We start from the raw sequence: 17,770 nt of genomic DNA, 5'->3' as shown, positions 1-17,770 counted from the left end.
CACCGCAACAATTCGCATTGTTGCTGACTATTTTTTAAGCGTCAAGCTTTTTTTGTGCATTGCATCAAAAAATTTCTGATATGCGCCTTTTCATTTACATTACGTCAATTTTTCCTTGTATTTCAAGGATTTACCCCGAATCATCTAACACGCTCTAAATCCAGTAAATACTGCTTATTGGACAACCCGCCAGCATACCCCTGCAAATCACCATTGGCCGCAATCACCCTATGACATGGCACGATAATCGATAAGGGATTGCGCCCATTTGCCGCACCGAGTGCTCGAACAGCCTTAGGTCTACCGATTTTTTTTGCTAAAGCGGCATAACTACAGGTCTGAGCATAAGGAATGCTCGACAATGCACGCCAGACTTCCTGCTGAAACACCGTGCCTTGACTAAGATCCAAAGGCAAATCAAATTCGGTACGCAGACCTGCGAAATACTCTTGCAATTGCGTTTGAGCACGCAGCAATACAGCATCATGCGGCTTATGCTGCCAAGTGTTTTGCCATTGCAAGTGTTTATGCTCAGGGAAATAAACACCGGCTAAACCTTGCTCGCTGGCGACCAAACGCAAATCACCCAATGGTGATGAATAGACTAAATAATTATTCATAATTAATGTTCAAAAAATGCTCAAAAGTTCGCCTTCGAAAAACCTATGCGCATATTTAGGCTCTAGGCAAGTGATTCCCACAAGAGCAAAGCCGCATAACTACGCCACGGTGACCATGTCTGTGAGCGCAATTCCAACGCCTTTGCACTACAACGAGTTTGATCAGGTGGTGTCACTGCCTTTTGCAAGCCCAAATCGCCCGCAGGAAAGGCATTGGGAAAACGCAGAGCCCGCATCGCAATATAGTGTGCAGTCCAGTCCCCAATGCCAGGTAAGGCAACTAAGCGTTGGATCAGTTGCTCCATACTGATACCGGGATTGATATCCAAACCACCACCCGCACTAAAAGCAGCAAAACTCTGGATAGTGGCCGCCCGCGATTTTGGTATGCCGATAGCGGCGATGTCCTCAATGCTCAATGTCGCTAAACGCACTGGCGTCGGAAAATGATGGCTCAACTGTGGCCAAGGTGTCTGCATGGGTTCACCAAAACTGCGTACCAAACGACCTGCCACCGTCGTCGCGCCAGCCACGCTCACTTGCTGCCCTAAAATGGCACGTATCGCCAACTCAAAGGGCGCAAAGCTACCGGGCACTCTCAGTCCCGGGGTGCGCTGCATTTGCTGCGCCAAAATAGGATCGTGTTGTAAATGACTGGCGATCAAAACCGGATTAGCCTCGACATCAAACTGCTGGCGTATTTTGGCTAACAATGGCATCAACACGCTGCTTAAAGAGGGTGCAATCTGCAAGCCCAATTGCTGTTTATCCGCGATGTGATGAATACTGATCCAACCATTTTTTCCATCTAACTGTATGGTGCGGCGATAACTAGCCTCCTCACTATCGACGTATTCCAAACCTGCCATAGCACGTCCGCACAGATAATTAAGTAAGGCATCCCAGGCATAAGGGGGACGATATGCCAAACGCAAATAAATCCCCGACTCGGGCTGAGAATGAGAGCGTCGGATAGAAGCTGGCGTCATTTTGTAACGTGCTTCAAATAAGGCATTAAAACGCCGCACACTGCCAAAACCTGCTGCAAATGCAAGCTCGGTCATACTCAGATTCGTTTCTTGCAAAAGCTTTTTTGCAAATAGTAAGCGCTGCGTTTGTGCTAATTCGATAGGGCTAACGCCAAACTCTTGCAATACCACTCTACGCAATTGGCGCGAAGATAAGCCAACGGTTTGTGCCAATGATTCCAGTCCTTGCTCATTCATTGCTCCTGCTGCAATTTTTTGCCAAATCGCATGCGCCAAATTTTGTTGCAAATCGTAGGGAGCCAACTCAGGACGGCAACGCAAACATGGTCTGAAACCTGCCGCCTCGGCCGCCGCCTGCGAATGAAAAAACACGCAAGAACTTGCACGTGGCGTTTTCACTCGACAAATCGAACGACAATAAATACCTGTGGTCGTGATTCCAGCAAAAAATACCCCATCAAAGCGCGCGTCTTTCGCAGCAAGTGCTCGGTAGTAATCCGACAAATGGAGGTCCGGTGCGGGGATGGAAGGTGCGTTCATGGATAAGGTAGGTAGTGGCTTATGTTGTACTTTATTGGTATCGATTTCAACTGACTCATGCCGTATTTTTTACGGGCACCAATCGCTTAGATGTCGTTATACGTGAAAGCAAGTCCCGCTTCTAGCCATTTTCGGACAAGTATTTTTAAAAATATGTCCCAAACAAAAACAAAACACCCATAAAAAAACGCCTCCCAAGTTACTGAGAGGCGTGAAAGTCCCACCAAGAAATCTTTACATCGACTTATTTAATTGCGTTATTTAACTCAGTTATTCAAATCTGCGCCAGCCAAATTTGTCGGCGCGAACTAGCTTAAGAATGATAAGCAGACTCACCATGACTAGTGATATCCAAGCCTTCACGTTCTTCATCTTCAGGAACACGCAAGCCTATAACCAAATCAACTAATTTATAAGCGATAACAGAAACGATGGCGGACCACAGAATCGTTACGCCAACCGCTGTGGCTTGAGTTGTTACTTGACCCGCAATGCTATAGGCATCAGCCGACATCTTATTAGTCACATAGTCAAAAATACCTTGACCGCCTAAGGATGGTGAAGCAAAAACGCCTGTCAACAAGGCACCCAAAATACCGCCAACGCCATGCACACCAAATACGTCCAGCGAATCATCAGCACCCAGCATACGTTTCAAACCATTGACACCCCATAAGCAGACGATACCGGAAGCCAGACCAATGACTAAAGCACCCATAGGTCCGACAAAACCGCAAGCCGGTGTGATTGCAACTAAGCCAGCCACCGCACCCGAAGCGCCACCTAACATAGAAGGCTTACCCTTAGTCATCCATTCACCGAAAACCCATGAAACGGTGGCGGCAGCAGTCGCTAACAAAGTATTGATAAACGCCAAGGCCGCAATATCATTCGCTTCATACGCGGAGCCTGCATTGAAACCAAACCAACCCACCCACAACAAAGACGCACCGATCATGGTCATTGTCAACGAATGAGGCGCCATTGCTTCTTTACCATAACCAACCCGCTTACCAATCATGAATGCACCCACCAAACCAGCAACCGCCGCATTGATATGAACCACCGTACCACCTGCGAAATCGAGTGCACCCATTTGGAACAAGAAGCCCGCTTTGGCGGTTTCTGTCGCTAAAGTCGCGGCGTCTTTAATCGCGTCGGGGCCAGTCCAGAACCACACCATATGAGCGATAGGCAAATAGCTGAAAGTGAACCAAATGACGACGAAAGCTAATACCGCTTTGAACTTAGCGCGCTCGGCAAAAGCACCAATGATCAAGCCGCAAGTAATCGCCGCAAAAGTCGCCTGGAACGCGACAAATACAAACTCCGGAATCACCACCCCTTTGCTAAAAGTAGCCGCTGTAGTGAAACTTGCTTGTACTGGGTCCCAAATACCTTGTAAAAGAACTCTGTCAAATTTCCCGATGAAACGAGAACCTTCTGTGAACGCCAATGAATAACCATAAACGCACCACAACACGACAATTACCGCAAAAATCATGAACACTTGCAGCAACACAGAGAGCATGTTTTTTGAGCGTACTAAACCACCATAAAACAAGGCTAAACCAGGAATCGACATCATAGTCACCAAAACCGTGGCGACTAATAACCAAGCGGTATCACCTTTATTCGCAGTCGGTGCTGGCGCTGGTGCTGATACTTGTGCTGGTACTGCGGCAGGAGCTGCTGCCGGTACTGATGCAGACACTGAAGCAGATGCTGCGTCCGCGCTAGCTGGCATCGATGCCGGCAGTGAAGCTGACACTGATGCAGACGCACTTACGGCCGCGACAGCACTGGCCGACGCTACGGCTTGCTCTTCGGCAAAGGCTAAACTGCTTTGCCCTATCGCTAGCGCACACACGGTGGCAGCGAGGATTTTAAATAGTTTATTCATTTTAGGTCTCGTTGGTTCGATAAGTTCAATTCGTTCGAAAGATTCGACTAGGCTGATCTTGATTAAAGCGCCTCGTTGCCTGTTTCACCGGTACGAATCCGTACCACTTGTTCCAGTGAATAGACAAAAATTTTGCCGTCGCCAATTTTTCCGGTACGGGCAGCGTTCTCAATAGCTTCTAAAGCACGCTCAACAATATTGTCTTCAACCGCAGCTTCAATTTTGGTCTTAGGCAAAAAATCGACGACATATTCCGCGCCACGATATAACTCGGTATGACCTTTTTGACGGCCAAAGCCTTTCACTTCCGTAACGGTAATACCTTGCACGCCAATTTCTGAAAGCGCCTCGCGAACTTCGTCCAACTTAAATGGTTTAATAATGGCAGTAATCAGTTTCATGATGGTCTCAATGATGTATTGAACAAAACATCTGTTGGTTCGATATGGGTTAATTCTTTATGGATTAATTCTTTGCAGAGTCTTACTCGACCAAGAATTAAAAAGTTTTTACCGCAGACACTACCAAGCTGGTTTTGCCGGTAAATTTACCCGCTGGGGTGTAGTACAGCTTTTCGTCAGCGCTGGTACCGATGACGGCTAAGCTGAAATTCACGCCGACCAATTCTTTGGTGACGCCCACTTTCCAATCGTTGTACGAGGAAGCGGTATTGTTTTTAATCGTTTGGCGACCGTAATGCAGATTCAAGGTATAGCCTTCACTCAGGTCGAGATTGGCACCCAAATCTAAGTAGCCGCTATTTTTACTATTAACGAAGCCAAATAAATTCGTGACGGAATGTGAATACTTCGCGTAGAAAGGACCACTGCCAATTTGACCGTAGATTTCAGTGGTATTCGCATCGGCAAAACCAGCGACCTTTTTCAAACCATTGCTTGGATAAACATAGGACAGAACGCCAACGTCATAAGTCACATCTGGCGTAATCTCACCGCGTTTTCCCGCATACAGGTCCATCTCCACTTCACCACTACCGCCCGCATCTTTAGTCCACTTAATGGTTGATAACCAAGTGCCAGCGTAAATGCCATGCGTGTTATTCACATAATCAGCACCACCTTGTAATGCCGGTTTCAAACGCGATTGAGAAATACCACGATAACGATAGTCACTAACTCCGCCTATATTAAAACTGACTTCATGTTCCGGTTTCGCTTCTTGAGCAAACGCTGGTACTGCGACCAAAGCATTCGCCATTGCACTCATCGCTACACCCATTACTGCACTCGCCATTACCTTGCGCGTTAATTTCGTTTTCATGTTGTATCCCCATTGGTGGAAGTTTGATTTAGACTGCATTTACTAATTAACTCTAAAAAAACTGACCGACGCTAAACATTGACTTTTATTTATTTTCTACGCTGGTATCAGCCAGCAAAGTCGCGACTTTTACTTAACTTCTAGCAGAACTCGTGCCAGCTTTATTGCAATGCGTCATAAATCAGCTAAATCAATTTTTCGAATCAAAAGTGGTATGCCCATTCAATCGCAATTCCGCCCCAAGAATGGACGGTGTGAGTAGGATAAATAGAGTGGAAAAAAAGGAGAGAGCGGAAAGGGGAGAAGAGCAAAGCAAAAACAAAACACCAGCTTATGTAGACAAATCCACTTGCCTACACTTAGCACTCACAACAAAAAAGCAATAAAAAAATATACACAATTTGTTTTCATTTATGTTAATTTTATGCTTTCCCTAATAAATCGCGCACTGAAATGGCGCATTCTTTATCGACAGGAACTTTATAATGCACCGCAAATGCGCTTTTGCACTATAAGACCTCATCGATAACTTTAAACAAGGAAAAATTATGGAACCGAATCAATTTTTTAATGATGTACACAACAAAGTTCAGCAAGCACTGGAAAACTCACCCGCCAAAGATATAGAAAAAAATATCAAGGCGATGATGAACCAAGGTTTTGCCAAGCTAGATTTGGTGACCCGCGAAGAATTTGATATTCAAGCCCAAGTTTTGGCAAAAACTCGCGCGAAATTAGAAGCACTAGAAGCACGGGTCGCCGAACTGGAAGCACACTTAAGCAAGTCATAAACGAATCGTAAACAAATAGTAAGCACTCAAACTCTGGGCAAACTACATGGCATTGGCCGTTTTAAAAAGTCGCGCCTTAAATGGAATGGAAGCGCCCGAAGTGACTGTTGAAGTGCATCTGGCAAATGGTTTGCCCGCATTTGCCATCGTCGGCTTACCAGAAACCGAAGTCAAAGAATCGAAAGACCGGGTACGCGCAGCATTACAAAATGCGCGCTTTGATTTTCCCGCTCAGAAAATTACCGTCAATTTGGCGCCCGCAGACTTACCTAAAGAATCAGGACGCTTTGATCTGCCAATCGCTTTAGGAATACTGGCAGCTTCAGGACAAATACCTGATGACACTTTAGATCAATACGAATTCGCCGGTGAATTATCCTTGTCTGGAGAATTGCGACCGATACGCGGTGCGCTAGCCATGACCTATGCAATTTGCCGAGGTAATGGCAAAACATCGGAAAACGCGCGAGCATTTATGCTGCCCAAAGCCAATGCGAATGAAGCCGCCTTAGTAAGTGATGCGCGTATTTATCCCGCCGAATCATTGTTACAGGTGTGCGCCCACTTCGCAGGTGTTGATTCAGAATCCAAGATCAGCATGCATCGAAGTCAAGTACAAAGCGAAGCGCCAAGCTATCCGGATTTCAGCGATGTCAAAGGTCAATTGCAAGTAAAACGCGCGCTGGAAGTCGCTGCCGCTGGCAATCACAGTGTCTTGTTAATGGGCCCACCGGGCACCGGCAAATCGATGTTAGCTAGTCGTTTCCCAGGCATTTTGCCAGGCATGACCGAGCAACAAGCCTTGGAATCTGCCGCTGTACAATCACTTAGTAGCGGTTTTACTTTGAACAAATGGAAGCAACGTCCTTATCGTTCGCCTCACCATACGGCATCTGCCGTTGCACTAGTAGGAGGTGGAAGTACACCACGCCCCGGTGAAATCTCATTGGCGCATCATGGCGTATTATTTCTCGATGAATTGCCCGAATTCGACCGCAAAGTCTTAGAGGTATTACGCGAGCCATTGGAATCAGGTCATATTCATATCTCACGCGCAGCAAAACAAGCGGACTTCCCCGCACGCTTTCAATTAATTGCAGCCATGAATCCCTGCCCATGTGGCTATCTGGGTCATTTCAATAATAAATGCCGGTGTACACCGGATGCGGTAAGCCGCTATCAAGGAAAAATCTCAGGTCCCTTATTAGATCGCATTGACATGCAAATTCAAGTGCCAGCCCTAGCCCATGCCGATCTATTGCGTCAAAGCGACAGCGAATCCAGCCAAGCAATTCAAGAACGGGTAGAGCGTGCGTTTGAACGCCAGATCGCACGCCAAAATAAAGCAAATAATTTGCTTAGCACCAAAGAAATCGATCAACTCTGTGAAACCGATGCCGCGGCCAGCCAGCTATTGCAAAACGCAATGTTAAAACTCAATTGGTCGGCACGCGCTTATCACCGGGTGCTAAAAGTGGCACGCACTATAGCCGATTTGGCAAATACCAGAGAAATCCGACAAGCCCATGTGGCGGAAGCGATACAGTATCGCCGCGCATTGCGCGAACCTTAATCTACACTAACAAGACTTTCGCAATTTCTAAAAGTTTGGCTTACACTGTTACTTAACAGTAAGTTCATTCTTAAACAAAAACGTGCTTTTCAAATCACTTACTGTCTTCCTGACACCTAGGTTTGCGGGATATCTCGCGATCATAAAAAATCAAAAAGTCAGGTTCATGAATTGTATTTTCAAAATCTCATTTTCAAAATTTCTATCCGAGTTCTTACCAAGTTCTAACTGAGTTTTAACTACGTTTTAGGTCGAGCTTCATGGTCAAGTTTTATAGTTAAGTTTCACATATCAGGTATAAGGCTAATGCCGGAAGGCAACTCTGTCTCCCGCGATTTTTTTACCACTTAAGTCGAGGTTTTTTGATGAGCATCAAACGCAGAATTTGGGCGCTGCCCATTATCGCTACGGTCATTTTTGGTGTAGGTATCGCAGCCAGCGTGTATTTTTCCACGACCGCAATCAAGTCGATTAAGACTACGGAAAATATCGATTATCCGGTGCTAGACCGATCCAAAAATATTCAAGCCGATGTGCAAGGTATCGTTGACGCCTTAAAACAAGCCGTTGGTGAAGACGACAAAAAAGGCATAGAAGCAGTCAACGAACGTGCCAAAAAAGTCCGTGAAAAATTCAAAAACTTAAGCAGCTTACCGGGTCAACAAGCTTTAGGAGATAGACTCGCCAAAGAGTTTGATGCCTATTTCAGTCCCGCCTTAAGTGTCGCCAAAATCATGCTGGGAATGGATCAAGGCGATCCACAAGCGGCGATCGGGCAAATGCAAACGTCTTTGAAAGTATTAGAAGATGATTTGAAAAAAACCGTCGATTCCGCACAAAAACAATTTACTACTGGCGTGGATAATTCTGGCGACAATGTTCGTAAAGTGCTCTGGACGGTCATCGCCGCGGGTCTGATCGTGATGCTGGTATTGGTCATTGTGTCTTATTTTATTATTCGCACTATCTGGCAGCAACTTGGCGGCGAACCTGAATATGCGCAAGAAATTGCCTCGGCAGTCGCATCCGGTAATTTGACCATGCAAATTGATGTAGAGCGTGGCGATACCACTAGTTTGTTAGCGGCGCTGAGCGAAATGCAAATCCGCCTACAAAATATGGTGCTGGATATCAAAACCTCGGCTGAAACCATCAAAGTCGCCAGTGCAGAAATCGCCAGTGGTAACGCCGATTTGTCCTCACGCACGGAATCACAAGCCAGCAGTCTGGAAGAAACTTCCAGCTCGATGGAAACGATGACCGAGACCGTCAAACAAAATGCCGACAATGCACGTCAAGCCAACAAGATGGTTGAGACGGCTTCCGAAGTTGCGGTAAAAGGTGGTGCCGTAGTCAATCAAGTGGTAGCTACCATGGATGATATTAATCAGTCCTCGAAGAAAATTGTGGACATCATCAGCGTCATTGATGGCATCGCATTTCAAACCAATATTCTGGCCTTAAACGCGGCGGTAGAAGCTGCTCGTGCGGGTGAACAAGGACGGGGCTTCGCGGTAGTTGCATCCGAAGTTCGCAGCTTGGCACAGCGCAGCGCGGCGGCGGCGAAGGAGATCAAAACTTTGATTGGCGATTCAGTCGATAAAGTACGTACCGGTTCGGCCTTAGTGGATCAAGCAGGTCAGACTATGGATGAAATCGTAGCCTCCGTACGTAGAGTCAGCGACATCATGTCTGAAATTACCGCAGCCAGTCAGGAACAAAGTACCGGCATACAAGAGATTGGTTCAGCCATCAATCAGATGGATGAGATGACTCAACAAAATGCTGCCTTAGTCGAGGAAGCAGCGGCAGCGGCCGAATCACTGGAAGAACAAGCCGATCTGCTCACTAAGGCTTTAGATGTATTCAAGTTGAACGCAGCTGGTGGCAAAGTCCATGCCGCCAGAGCCAGCACCGCGCCGCGTCCTGCGACTAGTGCGACAGGTCCAGCGCAGGCGAGAATTACTGCAAGCCCCGCCAGCGCAAAAAAAGAAAGCACTGATGAAGATTGGGATGAATTTTAAATTCTTGATCTTGTACTTCATACCAAAAACGCCCACACTACTTACGCATAAGTGGGCGTTTTTATGTCAAATAGAAAATTGGCTTAAAAATTAAGCAGCTTAAATAAGCTAAGATAGACAAAGATAAACTTAAACAGCCAAATAAGCTTCTACCAAACGCACCCAGTAACTCGCACCGATGGGCAATAAATCGTCATTAAAATCATAACTAGGATTATGCAAATTGCATGGGCCTAAGCCGTGTCCCACGTGACGATGCGCACCTTCACCATTGCCGATAAACACATAACATCCGGGTTTGTGTTGCAACATGAAGGCAAAATCTTCTGCGCCCATAGTCGGTTCAACTTGCTCGTCAAGATTCTCAGAACCGACTAAATCACGTAATACTTGCGTGACAAACTGCGTTTCTTTTTCGTGATTAATCAAAGGGGGATAGTTACGTTTAAAAACAAAATCAACTTCAGCATCAAATGCCGCTGCGGTTGATCTGGCGATCACTTCCATACGACGCTCAATTAAATCTAAAACATCGGTACTGAATGTACGGACGGTTCCAATCAAACTAGCATCATCAGGAATAACGTTCGTCGCACTGCCCGAATGGATCTGAGTCAACGACAATACCGCGGGCTCGAGTGGATTGACATTGCGGCTAACGATGGTTTGCCAACTTTGGGCAATTTGTACCGCGATCATCACCGGGTCGATTCCCTTTTGCGGCTGAGCTGCGTGCGCACCTTTACCCCGCACGGTGACTTCAAATTCATTCGACGAGGCCATCATGCCACCGGGACGCACGGCAAAACTACCCGCTGCCAAACCCGGCCAGTTATGCATGCCAAATACCGCATCCATAGGACAACGCTGAAACAAGCCTTCCTCTATCATACGTCTGGCACCACCACCACCTTCTTCCGCGGGCTGAAAAATAAGATACACCGTGCCATCAAAATTCTGATGTTGCGATAAATATCGCGCCGCTCCCAATAACATTGCGGTATGTCCATCATGACCACAGGCATGCATTTTTCCAGCATGCTGTGAAGTATGGGCAAATTGATTTAGCTCTTGCATGGGCAACGCATCCATGTCAGCCCGCAAACCTATCGCACGTTCGCTATTCCCACGCTTAATAATCCCGACTACGCCAGTATCGGCTAAGCCACGCAACATGGGTATGCCCCATGCTTCCAGCTTGGCTGCGACCACTGCTGCGGTTCTATGCTCATCAAAACACAATTCGGGATGGGCGTGAATATCACGGCGTATGGTTTGGATTTCGTGTTGGAATTCACGAATAGACTCAATCAGTTTCATACTGTCCTCAGACTGCAATTATCAGTCTGGCAGTGTAAATCATTTTTGAAGCTACTTATGCTCTGGATAAAGAGGATGACGCGTAATTTTGACGCTAGATATATTATTTATTTATGTCTGGTATACGAAAAAGCGACAAGACTTATTTGCTGCACTGCGATAAAGTAACACCTGTCTCCTCCAACACCTTCAAAGGTTTGGACTTAACCCGCAGCGAATAGCTAGCGGGTTTTTTTTGTCCATTTTTTTATTGGCCAAAAAAACGCCTAAAAATTGGTACTCGATCTTGTGTATTTTAAAAGAAAATACCAACATCAAACCGCTTTAATTCTGATTTTGATTAAAAATCAGTGAAAGATGTACAAAAAGAAAAGAGTGCGATCGTTTAGCATAATTGCATAAACCATCAACACTCTCGTTTTAACTACTTTAGCAAAATCTAAAATAAAGGCGAATTTAAATTAATTTAAGCTAATTAAATTTTTCTTTAAAGCATGTTCAATGCAGCAATACTGACTGTCCCATGTAAGTATCAAATTTCGCCAGAAATTCATCGATCTCTTCAATACTAGGCTCATTCGATATCAATTCTTGTACATCTTGTCGAAAAGTTTCAGCCTGTATGCCACCAATAAAACACTCACGGCGCACTGATTTGTCAGTAATTTCGTAACCACCGTAACGCAAAGCCTCATGCTCCGTCTGGGCGCCAAACTCTACTACGCTGTACTGATCACTGTTATAGATAATGTTCATTTGCTCTTCCTTTCTCAGGGAAGTCTCATTTAAGAAACCAGTCATTCAAATACAAACAGGATGCTTGGTTTGAAAAGAGAAATTACGCTCTCTTAAGAAGAGTTACGGCAGAGCAAGCTATGAACTTTAGGCTTTCACTACGAAGTTTTCAATCGGCGCAATCAAGATAAAGAAATTAATGCTAAAGCATTATCACTTCGTCTGTTCGCAGCAACTGATCGTAGGGTGGAGATGACAATGACTGCTGTAATGCCGTCACATGCTGAGCATCATTAATTGCAATAAATAATTTTTTTGTATTCTGCCGAGTTATTTGTTTGATTAAACGGTTCAATGTGACACGTAAGGCAAGTTGCCCTACGCAGCAAAAACAACCAGGCGCGATACGCTCTATCAAAAGATGTGTATGAGCTTGCAAAGACATCACGCCCGTCGGCAAACCTTCTAATAAGACGGCGGCATTTTCCTGAGATGGAAGAGAGGCTATGGCGGTAGCAATCCAAGCCTCGCGTGCCTGATAATTGCTACCGGCCACTAAAACCAGTGTGATTGGGACTATCGGCTTATTCGCCGCGTTTTCCATATTTAACGGATTCAACGCCTAATTGCTTAAGTTTGCGGTACAGATGAGTGCGTTCTAAACCCGTTTTTTCTGCGACCCGGGTCATACTGCCACCTTCACGGTGCAAATGATATTCAAAATAAATTCTCTCAAACGCATCGCGCGCTTCACGCAAAGGTAAATCAAAAGAGAGATTATTAAATGAATGCTGATTATTTTGAGCAAGATGATTAGCCATGCCAAAATCGCGGCTTTCATACGTTGCTGGTGCAGCTGCAAACGATGCAGTATTACTTACCTGCGTATTCGCTTCCATCGTGCTCATACGCGTCACCGGAGCGACAGGGCGTGGTACCTCAATATTGCGGGTCAAACCTTGTTGTACCGCCTTTAAAAGCTTTTGCAAAGCGATAGGTTTTTCCAAGAAGTTCAACGCACCGATACGGGTAGCCTCCACTGCCGTATCTATCGTTGCATGGCCTGACATCATGATGACTGGCATCGTCAATAAACCATCACGCTGCCATTCCTTCAATAAAGTCACACCGTCGGTGTCCGGCATCCAGATATCAAGTAGTACCAAATCCGGCCGTGATTGCGCTCGCGCCTCCCGCGCTTGCTGTGCATTTTCTGCTAATTGAACGACGTGTCCCTCATCGCCCAAAATTTCCGAGAGTAACTCCCGAATTCCCATTTCGTCGTCGACGACCAATATGTTTGCCATAAATGTACCCTAAAACCTACTACGCTAATTACACGACACTGTGCTTCTCTGTGGAAGCCTGCAGCATACACAGCACTTGAGATAAACCCCGAATGATACTCAGGTATTGAACTCCGGTGCTAACTTTAACAGCAAAATCGAAACTTTGGCACCGTTTGCATCAACACGGTTTTGAATATCGACCTTGCCCCCATGTTCATCTACAATTTTTTTCACCATCGCTAAACCTAAACCGGTACCTCTAGGTTTAGAAGTCGCATAGGGCTCAAAAGCACGAGCCAATATTTTATTTGAAAAACCTGGTCCGTTATCGACCACTGACAAACGAACTGCAAGTCTTTCCGTTTTATCTGCACTGGTGTAATGCACGATTTCTGCTGCGACATCGATTCTTGGAAGCTGTCCGTTTTTTGTATTTTCGGCGACTGCGTCCTGGGCATTTTGTAGCAAGTTATGAATGACCTGACGTAGCTGAGTCGCGTCGCCCATAATCAAAGGTAAATTCGGTTCTATATGTAAATGAATAATATCGCGCCCATCACCCGACAAATACAAATGCAAAACATCATCGATCAAGGCTGATAAATTAATCTTCGATAAAACGGCTTGTGGAATTTTCGCGTAGTCACGGAAATCGTCCACCATGCGCTTCATTGAAGTAACTTGATTCACAATAGTGGTCGTACTTTTATTCAAAAACAAGGCATCAGTTTCGTTTAACTTATCGACTAATTTCATTTGTAAGCGTTCAGCAGACAATTGAATTGGGGTCAGCGGGTTTTTAATTTCATGCGCCAAACGACGTGCAACTTCGCCCCAAGCGATCGAACGCTGAGCTGAAATAATATTGGTAATATCATCGAACACAATGACATAACCAACCCCAGAAGCAACAGGTAGATGTGAGCCGCGCGCTAATAAAGTCAGTCCTTTATCCTCATCCCCTGCCTGACTACTGGTCTGACTCCCTAAGGTTCCATCGCAGCCTTCACTAAATGCAGAACTTGGTAATTCAATTTGCTGCTGCCAATGCTCTTGCTCAGCACCACCTGCTGACTGCGCATGTTGCTCCGAAAAAGCTTTATCAATCGCTTCCGCAAAAACCTGTAAACCGGGAATATCGCTTAAAGGTTTTCCCGTTTCACTATCGAGTTGGCGACGTAAAATCCGTTCAACCGAATGATTACACGTGACCAGACAACCATATTGATCCAACACCATCACACCCGCCGACATACTAGCTAAAACGGATTCTAGATAAGCTTTGGCATTTTCTAATTCATTGCGATTTTTCTCCACCGCTGAACGAGCATCAAATAATTGCCGTGTCATGGTATTAAATGATTGTGTCAAACTCCCTAATTCATCCGAAGTGGTAGTAATCGGACGAGGCGAAAGATTGCCTTCCGCAACCGCCTTCGTGCCTTCTGCCAATAACAATAAAGGTCGAGATAATTCGCTCGCAATAAAAAATGCAGCAGTAATCGCACCAAAAATCGCAAACAGTAAGAGCAAAGTCAAACTGACCAAATACATATCCTTCAAACCTTCACGGCTGCGGGATCGTTCGCGGTGTTCTGAAATCGCGTTGGTAAATACTTTGGCCTGAGTATCCAATAGTTCTGGAATAGGCTGTATCAATTGCAGATAACTAGATTCATGCTGAAAGCGCGCATTCATGCCACTTAATTGCAGAGGGATAATCACGCGCAAAAATTCTTTTTCTCCCAGATCACCGCCGCTATTTTGATGTGCATCAGTGTACAGATTACGCGTCGCATCTTCACCGATATGGTCAAGATGGGTGCTGATTTTTGCGTACTTACCTTCAATTCTTACGGTCTGAATAATGCTGGCATTTGGCAGCTCTGGTACTAAAATCGCAGGATTTTTATTTGCCGTCGCAATCACGCGACCACGGCCACTGATAATAGTCGCCTCTTCGATTTGCATCTGTTCTAACAGACGCGATAATTTGATCGGTAAGGTCGATGAATAAGGATTTTCGCTCACATCACTCAGCTGGTTCACCATACTTCGAGCTTTAGCCTCTAAATCCTTGAGTGTGTAATCTAATGCTGTATGTCCTAAATCAACGCCCGAATTTAATAAAGGATCGAGTTTAACAATGAACCATGAATCAATTGAGCGGGTAACAAACTGGACCGACACAATGTAAATCAAAGAACCCGGCAAGATCCCAGCTAACGCAAAGAGAACCACCAGGCGAGTCATAATACGCGAGCCAAACTCACGCTTACGATAGCGCCGTATTAATTGCCACGACAGCGTCATTACCATTGCTAATAGACCGAATGCAACCACCGCATTGGCAATCAGTAACAAAGGGAAATTTGCGTTGGTGTATTGAAAACGGCTCGAATTCTCGGTGGACGTCATCAGCGAAAACAGCAACACGCTCATCAGAACGCCACCGACAACTAAACCTTTCCACAAAAACTTAATCACTTATCGTCTGCCTTAAACGTAAATCGTTTCCACTCAGAGGCCAGACGCCAATCACTATTGCTAAACGAGGTAATTAACATAGGTCTCGACAATTGATTACTATCGAGTTTTAAACGCACCGCAACGTTATAAGTTGCATTCGAATTCAAAGCATTTTTGTCTGCGACTAACCAACGGCGCGGACGTAATACCAAAGTCATGGCTTCTTCTAAAGTGGCAAAATTTTGTTTTAACCCCCCATTCACCGCGGCGGTATATTGACGACGCCAAAGATCGTATTGAATTTTAACCGTCTGGGCAGAGCGTATGGTTTTCTCGTCAAACCAATACCAACGCGGTCGATTAATTTCGACTTCCGCGGTAAAAGAGACGGGTATCCCTTCATTAATCGCGGTCTTTAAATCATTACCGAGTTCAAACGAAAAAGCGACTAAAACGCGATAACCTTCATCGCTACTTTCAATTTTAGCGGTCGTCACTTCTACCCCAGACGCATGTGCCTGAGCGCAAAAAAACATCATGGGCGCTAAACAACTTAGCGCCCATGCGAGAAAAATTGATCGCGAGAATTGGATCAAGCGGGTGAGCATAAAGAAAACACGAAAATCCTGAAAATAACAAAACCCATAAAACTTAGGAAGACTACTTTGCCACTAGTTCTCAAAGTATTCTTTTTGACATCATAACTTGAAACGAGTTTCAAACTGCTGGTTTTTCAAAGAGGGCATAGAACAAACCATCATGTTCGTTGTTGATTTCTGACGTTGGTAATAATTGACCTGGTGCCGGCAAACGAATTGCGTTATGACGATTTGCAAATGCGGCAGCTTGTGTTTCAGATTCACTAGGCCAAATTGAACAAGTGACCAATAATAATTTTCCACCCGGTTTTAACATGCGCCAAAGATTATCTAAAATACTTGCTGAAGTCTCCGCCAGTTGTAGCGCATCATTTTTACGTCTGAGCCAACGGATATCAGGATGACGTCGTACTACGCCGGAAGCGGTACAAGGTACATCTGCCAAAATACGATCAAACGGCTGACTATTCCACCAATTAGAATATTTCGCATCACCACTTTTAATCGTGGCGAACAATTGCAAACGCGCTAAATTCTCGTGTATGCGTTCTGCTCGTTTTCCGTCTATTTCTAAAGCTAATAAATCAATTTTTGCAATTTCTAATAGATGCCCCGTTTTACCACCAGGTGCAGCACAGGCATCTAACACACGCATGCCATCTTTTACGTCAAGTAAATCAGCTGCCAACTGCGCTGCCGCATCTTGTACCGACACCATACCTTGTTCAAATCCTGGTATGAGTTGCACTGGCATTGCGCGCTTTAAACGCACGGCCATCGGCCCAATTTGTTGCGCTTGAATATCGTTTTTCTCTAGCAAAGCCAAATAGTCATTAACAGAAATTTGTCTTTGGTTCACACGCAAAGTCATCGGTGGTGGCGTATTGCCAGCATTCAAAATTGCTTGCCATTGTTCAGGATAAGCTGCTTTACATTGATCTACCCACCACTGCGGATAATTCCACATAGCCGCCGGTTGTTTCATCACGAGCGCTAATAATTGCGTTTTTTCTCTCAAGAACCGACGCAAAACGGCATTCACCATGCCTTTTGCAAATACCATTTGAGTCGACGAAGCCGCAGCATTGACCGCCTGATCAACCACCACAAAATCATCATACGGTGCGTCTTCAGGGTTTTCTGTCACTAACAATGTCAAGGCACAACACAATAAGCTATAAAGCAAAGGCGGTTCGGGCAATTTGCTGGTCATGACTTTAATTAATGCATCCACTCGACCAACCTGACGCATGGTGCGATACGCAATATCTTGAACCGCACCACGTGCTTGTGGATTCAATTCATTTAGAGTAAAGACTCTCGATAAAGCCTGCGGTAAAGCCGTTCCCTCCAACACATACGCAACGGCTTGGGCCGCACCCACCAAGCTATAGGCGAGCGAATCTGGTTTGATAGTCAGCGTCGCTATTTCATTGACTACTAATGGTGTTGGCGGTGCTGATTTTGGCGCTGGTGCTGAGGCTGATGCTGAAGTTAATCTTGAGTCAGTATGAAACTTTGCTTTGGATTTAGCGCTAGGCTTAGCTACAGATTTAGCGACCGATTTAGCTTTATTCAAAACAGGGCGGGTTAATACTTTGCGGGTGGTCTCTGACATAAGGTTTTTGCTTACGATA

15 protein-coding genes are annotated in these 17,770 nt (G+C 45.4%); 3 read left to right on the top strand and 12 right to left on the bottom strand.

Going from position 1 to position 17,770, the window contains the following annotated elements; all coding sequences use genetic code 11:
* Positions 1–140 precede the first annotated feature (140 nt).
* From ACFFJH_RS12235 to ACFFJH_RS12215, 5 genes are all read right to left on the bottom strand, one after another.
* Entirely contained in the window at positions 141–620 is a 480-nt protein-coding gene (locus ACFFJH_RS12235) for a methylated-DNA--[protein]-cysteine S-methyltransferase (protein WP_390213003.1), read from the bottom strand.
* A 62-nt stretch (positions 621–682) separates the two neighbouring features.
* Entirely contained in the window at positions 683–2,149 is a 1,467-nt protein-coding gene (locus ACFFJH_RS12230) for an AlkA N-terminal domain-containing protein (RefSeq protein ID WP_390213000.1), read from the bottom strand.
* 313 nt (positions 2,150–2,462) lie between these two features.
* Positions 2,463–4,052 (bottom strand): ammonium transporter, encoded by a 1,590-nt coding sequence (locus ACFFJH_RS12225; protein ID WP_390212998.1) that lies wholly within the window; start codon positions 4,050–4,052, stop codon positions 2,463–2,465.
* Positions 4,053–4,114: 62 nt separating this feature from the next.
* Positions 4,115–4,453, bottom strand: a complete 339-nt coding sequence (locus ACFFJH_RS12220) for a P-II family nitrogen regulator (protein WP_314862757.1) — start codon at positions 4,451–4,453, stop codon at positions 4,115–4,117.
* A gap of 97 nt (positions 4,454–4,550) precedes the next feature.
* Positions 4,551–5,333: a TorF family putative porin gene (locus ACFFJH_RS12215; protein WP_390212996.1), complete on the bottom strand. Its 783-nt coding sequence runs from the start codon at positions 5,331–5,333 to the stop codon at positions 4,551–4,553.
* Between the two features lie 548 nt (positions 5,334–5,881).
* Between ACFFJH_RS12215 and ACFFJH_RS12210 the strand changes: the two genes are divergently transcribed.
* From ACFFJH_RS12210 to ACFFJH_RS12200, 3 genes are all read left to right on the top strand, one after another.
* On the top strand, positions 5,882–6,124 hold the full coding sequence (locus ACFFJH_RS12210; protein WP_390212994.1) for an accessory factor UbiK family protein: 243 nt from the start codon (positions 5,882–5,884) through the stop codon (positions 6,122–6,124).
* A 46-nt stretch (positions 6,125–6,170) separates the two neighbouring features.
* Positions 6,171–7,697, top strand: coding sequence for a YifB family Mg chelatase-like AAA ATPase (locus tag ACFFJH_RS12205; protein ID WP_390212993.1), 1,527 nt, complete (start codon positions 6,171–6,173; stop codon positions 7,695–7,697).
* A gap of 365 nt (positions 7,698–8,062) precedes the next feature.
* Positions 8,063–9,721, top strand: coding sequence for a methyl-accepting chemotaxis protein (locus tag ACFFJH_RS12200; protein WP_390212992.1), 1,659 nt, complete (start codon positions 8,063–8,065; stop codon positions 9,719–9,721).
* Between the two features lie 129 nt (positions 9,722–9,850).
* On the opposite strand, the gene ACFFJH_RS12195 is transcribed toward ACFFJH_RS12200, so the two are convergent.
* The 7 genes from ACFFJH_RS12195 to rsmB form a co-directional block, all read right to left on the bottom strand.
* Positions 9,851–11,041: a M20 aminoacylase family protein gene (locus tag ACFFJH_RS12195; protein WP_390212990.1), complete on the bottom strand. Its 1,191-nt coding sequence runs from the start codon at positions 11,039–11,041 to the stop codon at positions 9,851–9,853.
* A 498-nt stretch (positions 11,042–11,539) separates the two neighbouring features.
* Complete coding sequence (locus ACFFJH_RS12190; protein WP_390212988.1) at positions 11,540–11,797, bottom strand: BTH_I0359 family protein; 258 nt, start codon at positions 11,795–11,797, stop codon at positions 11,540–11,542.
* 181 nt (positions 11,798–11,978) lie between these two features.
* The gene (locus tag ACFFJH_RS12185) at positions 11,979–12,395 is read right to left on the bottom strand and encodes a GTPase (protein WP_390212987.1); all 417 of its coding nucleotides are present in this window, start codon (positions 12,393–12,395) and stop codon (positions 11,979–11,981) included.
* Positions 12,361–13,083 (bottom strand): response regulator, encoded by a 723-nt coding sequence (locus ACFFJH_RS12180; protein WP_390212985.1) that lies wholly within the window; start codon positions 13,081–13,083, stop codon positions 12,361–12,363. Before ACFFJH_RS12180 ends, ACFFJH_RS12185 begins: the two co-directional genes overlap by 35 nt.
* A 99-nt stretch (positions 13,084–13,182) precedes the next feature.
* On the bottom strand, positions 13,183–15,507 hold the full coding sequence (locus ACFFJH_RS12175; RefSeq protein WP_390213199.1) for a sensor histidine kinase: 2,325 nt from the start codon (positions 15,505–15,507) through the stop codon (positions 13,183–13,185).
* Positions 15,508–15,548: 41 nt separating this feature from the next.
* Complete coding sequence (locus ACFFJH_RS12170; RefSeq protein ID WP_390212982.1) at positions 15,549–16,073, bottom strand: DUF4390 domain-containing protein; 525 nt, start codon at positions 16,071–16,073, stop codon at positions 15,549–15,551.
* 178 nt (positions 16,074–16,251) lie between these two features.
* The gene (gene rsmB, locus ACFFJH_RS12165; protein WP_390212980.1) at positions 16,252–17,751 is read right to left on the bottom strand and encodes a 16S rRNA (cytosine(967)-C(5))-methyltransferase RsmB; all 1,500 of its coding nucleotides are present in this window, start codon (positions 17,749–17,751) and stop codon (positions 16,252–16,254) included.
* Positions 17,752–17,770: the final 19 nt, after the last annotated feature.

The sequence above is a fragment of the Affinundibacterium danionis genome (assembly GCF_042432465.1).
Classification (GTDB): Bacteria; Pseudomonadota; Gammaproteobacteria; order Burkholderiales; family Burkholderiaceae_D; genus Undibacterium; species Undibacterium danionis.
Note: the sequence above shows the minus strand (reverse complement) of the source record. Positions and strands in the feature narration are given on the sequence as shown.

What these genes read in the sequence shown, in the direction of transcription:
- ACFFJH_RS12235 (WP_390213003.1), bottom strand. Translation starts at nt 620, where the DNA reads ATGAATAATTATTTAGTCTATTCATCACCATTGGGTGATTTGCGTTTG.
- ACFFJH_RS12230 (WP_390213000.1), bottom strand. Translation starts at nt 2,149, where the DNA reads ATGAACGCACCTTCCATCCCCGCACCGGACCTCCATTTGTCGGATTAC.
- ACFFJH_RS12225 (WP_390212998.1), bottom strand. Translation starts at nt 4,052, where the DNA reads ATGAATAAACTATTTAAAATCCTCGCTGCCACCGTGTGTGCGCTAGCG.
- ACFFJH_RS12220 (WP_314862757.1), bottom strand. Translation starts at nt 4,453, where the DNA reads ATGAAACTGATTACTGCCATTATTAAACCATTTAAGTTGGACGAAGTT.
- ACFFJH_RS12215 (WP_390212996.1), bottom strand. Translation starts at nt 5,333, where the DNA reads ATGAAAACGAAATTAACGCGCAAGGTAATGGCGAGTGCAGTAATGGGT.
- ACFFJH_RS12210 (WP_390212994.1), top strand. Translation starts at nt 5,882, where the DNA reads ATGGAACCGAATCAATTTTTTAATGATGTACACAACAAAGTTCAGCAA.
- ACFFJH_RS12205 (WP_390212993.1), top strand. Translation starts at nt 6,171, where the DNA reads ATGGCATTGGCCGTTTTAAAAAGTCGCGCCTTAAATGGAATGGAAGCG.
- ACFFJH_RS12200 (WP_390212992.1), top strand. Translation starts at nt 8,063, where the DNA reads ATGAGCATCAAACGCAGAATTTGGGCGCTGCCCATTATCGCTACGGTC.
- ACFFJH_RS12195 (WP_390212990.1), bottom strand. Translation starts at nt 11,041, where the DNA reads ATGAAACTGATTGAGTCTATTCGTGAATTCCAACACGAAATCCAAACC.
- ACFFJH_RS12190 (WP_390212988.1), bottom strand. Translation starts at nt 11,797, where the DNA reads ATGAACATTATCTATAACAGTGATCAGTACAGCGTAGTAGAGTTTGGC.
- ACFFJH_RS12180 (WP_390212985.1), bottom strand. Translation starts at nt 13,083, where the DNA reads ATGGCAAACATATTGGTCGTCGACGACGAAATGGGAATTCGGGAGTTA.
- ACFFJH_RS12175 (WP_390213199.1), bottom strand. Translation starts at nt 15,507, where the DNA reads ATGAGCGTGTTGCTGTTTTCGCTGATGACGTCCACCGAGAATTCGAGC.
- ACFFJH_RS12170 (WP_390212982.1), bottom strand. Translation starts at nt 16,073, where the DNA reads ATGATGTTTTTTTGCGCTCAGGCACATGCGTCTGGGGTAGAAGTGACG.
- rsmB (WP_390212980.1), bottom strand. Translation starts at nt 17,751, where the DNA reads ATGTCAGAGACCACCCGCAAAGTATTAACCCGCCCTGTTTTGAATAAA.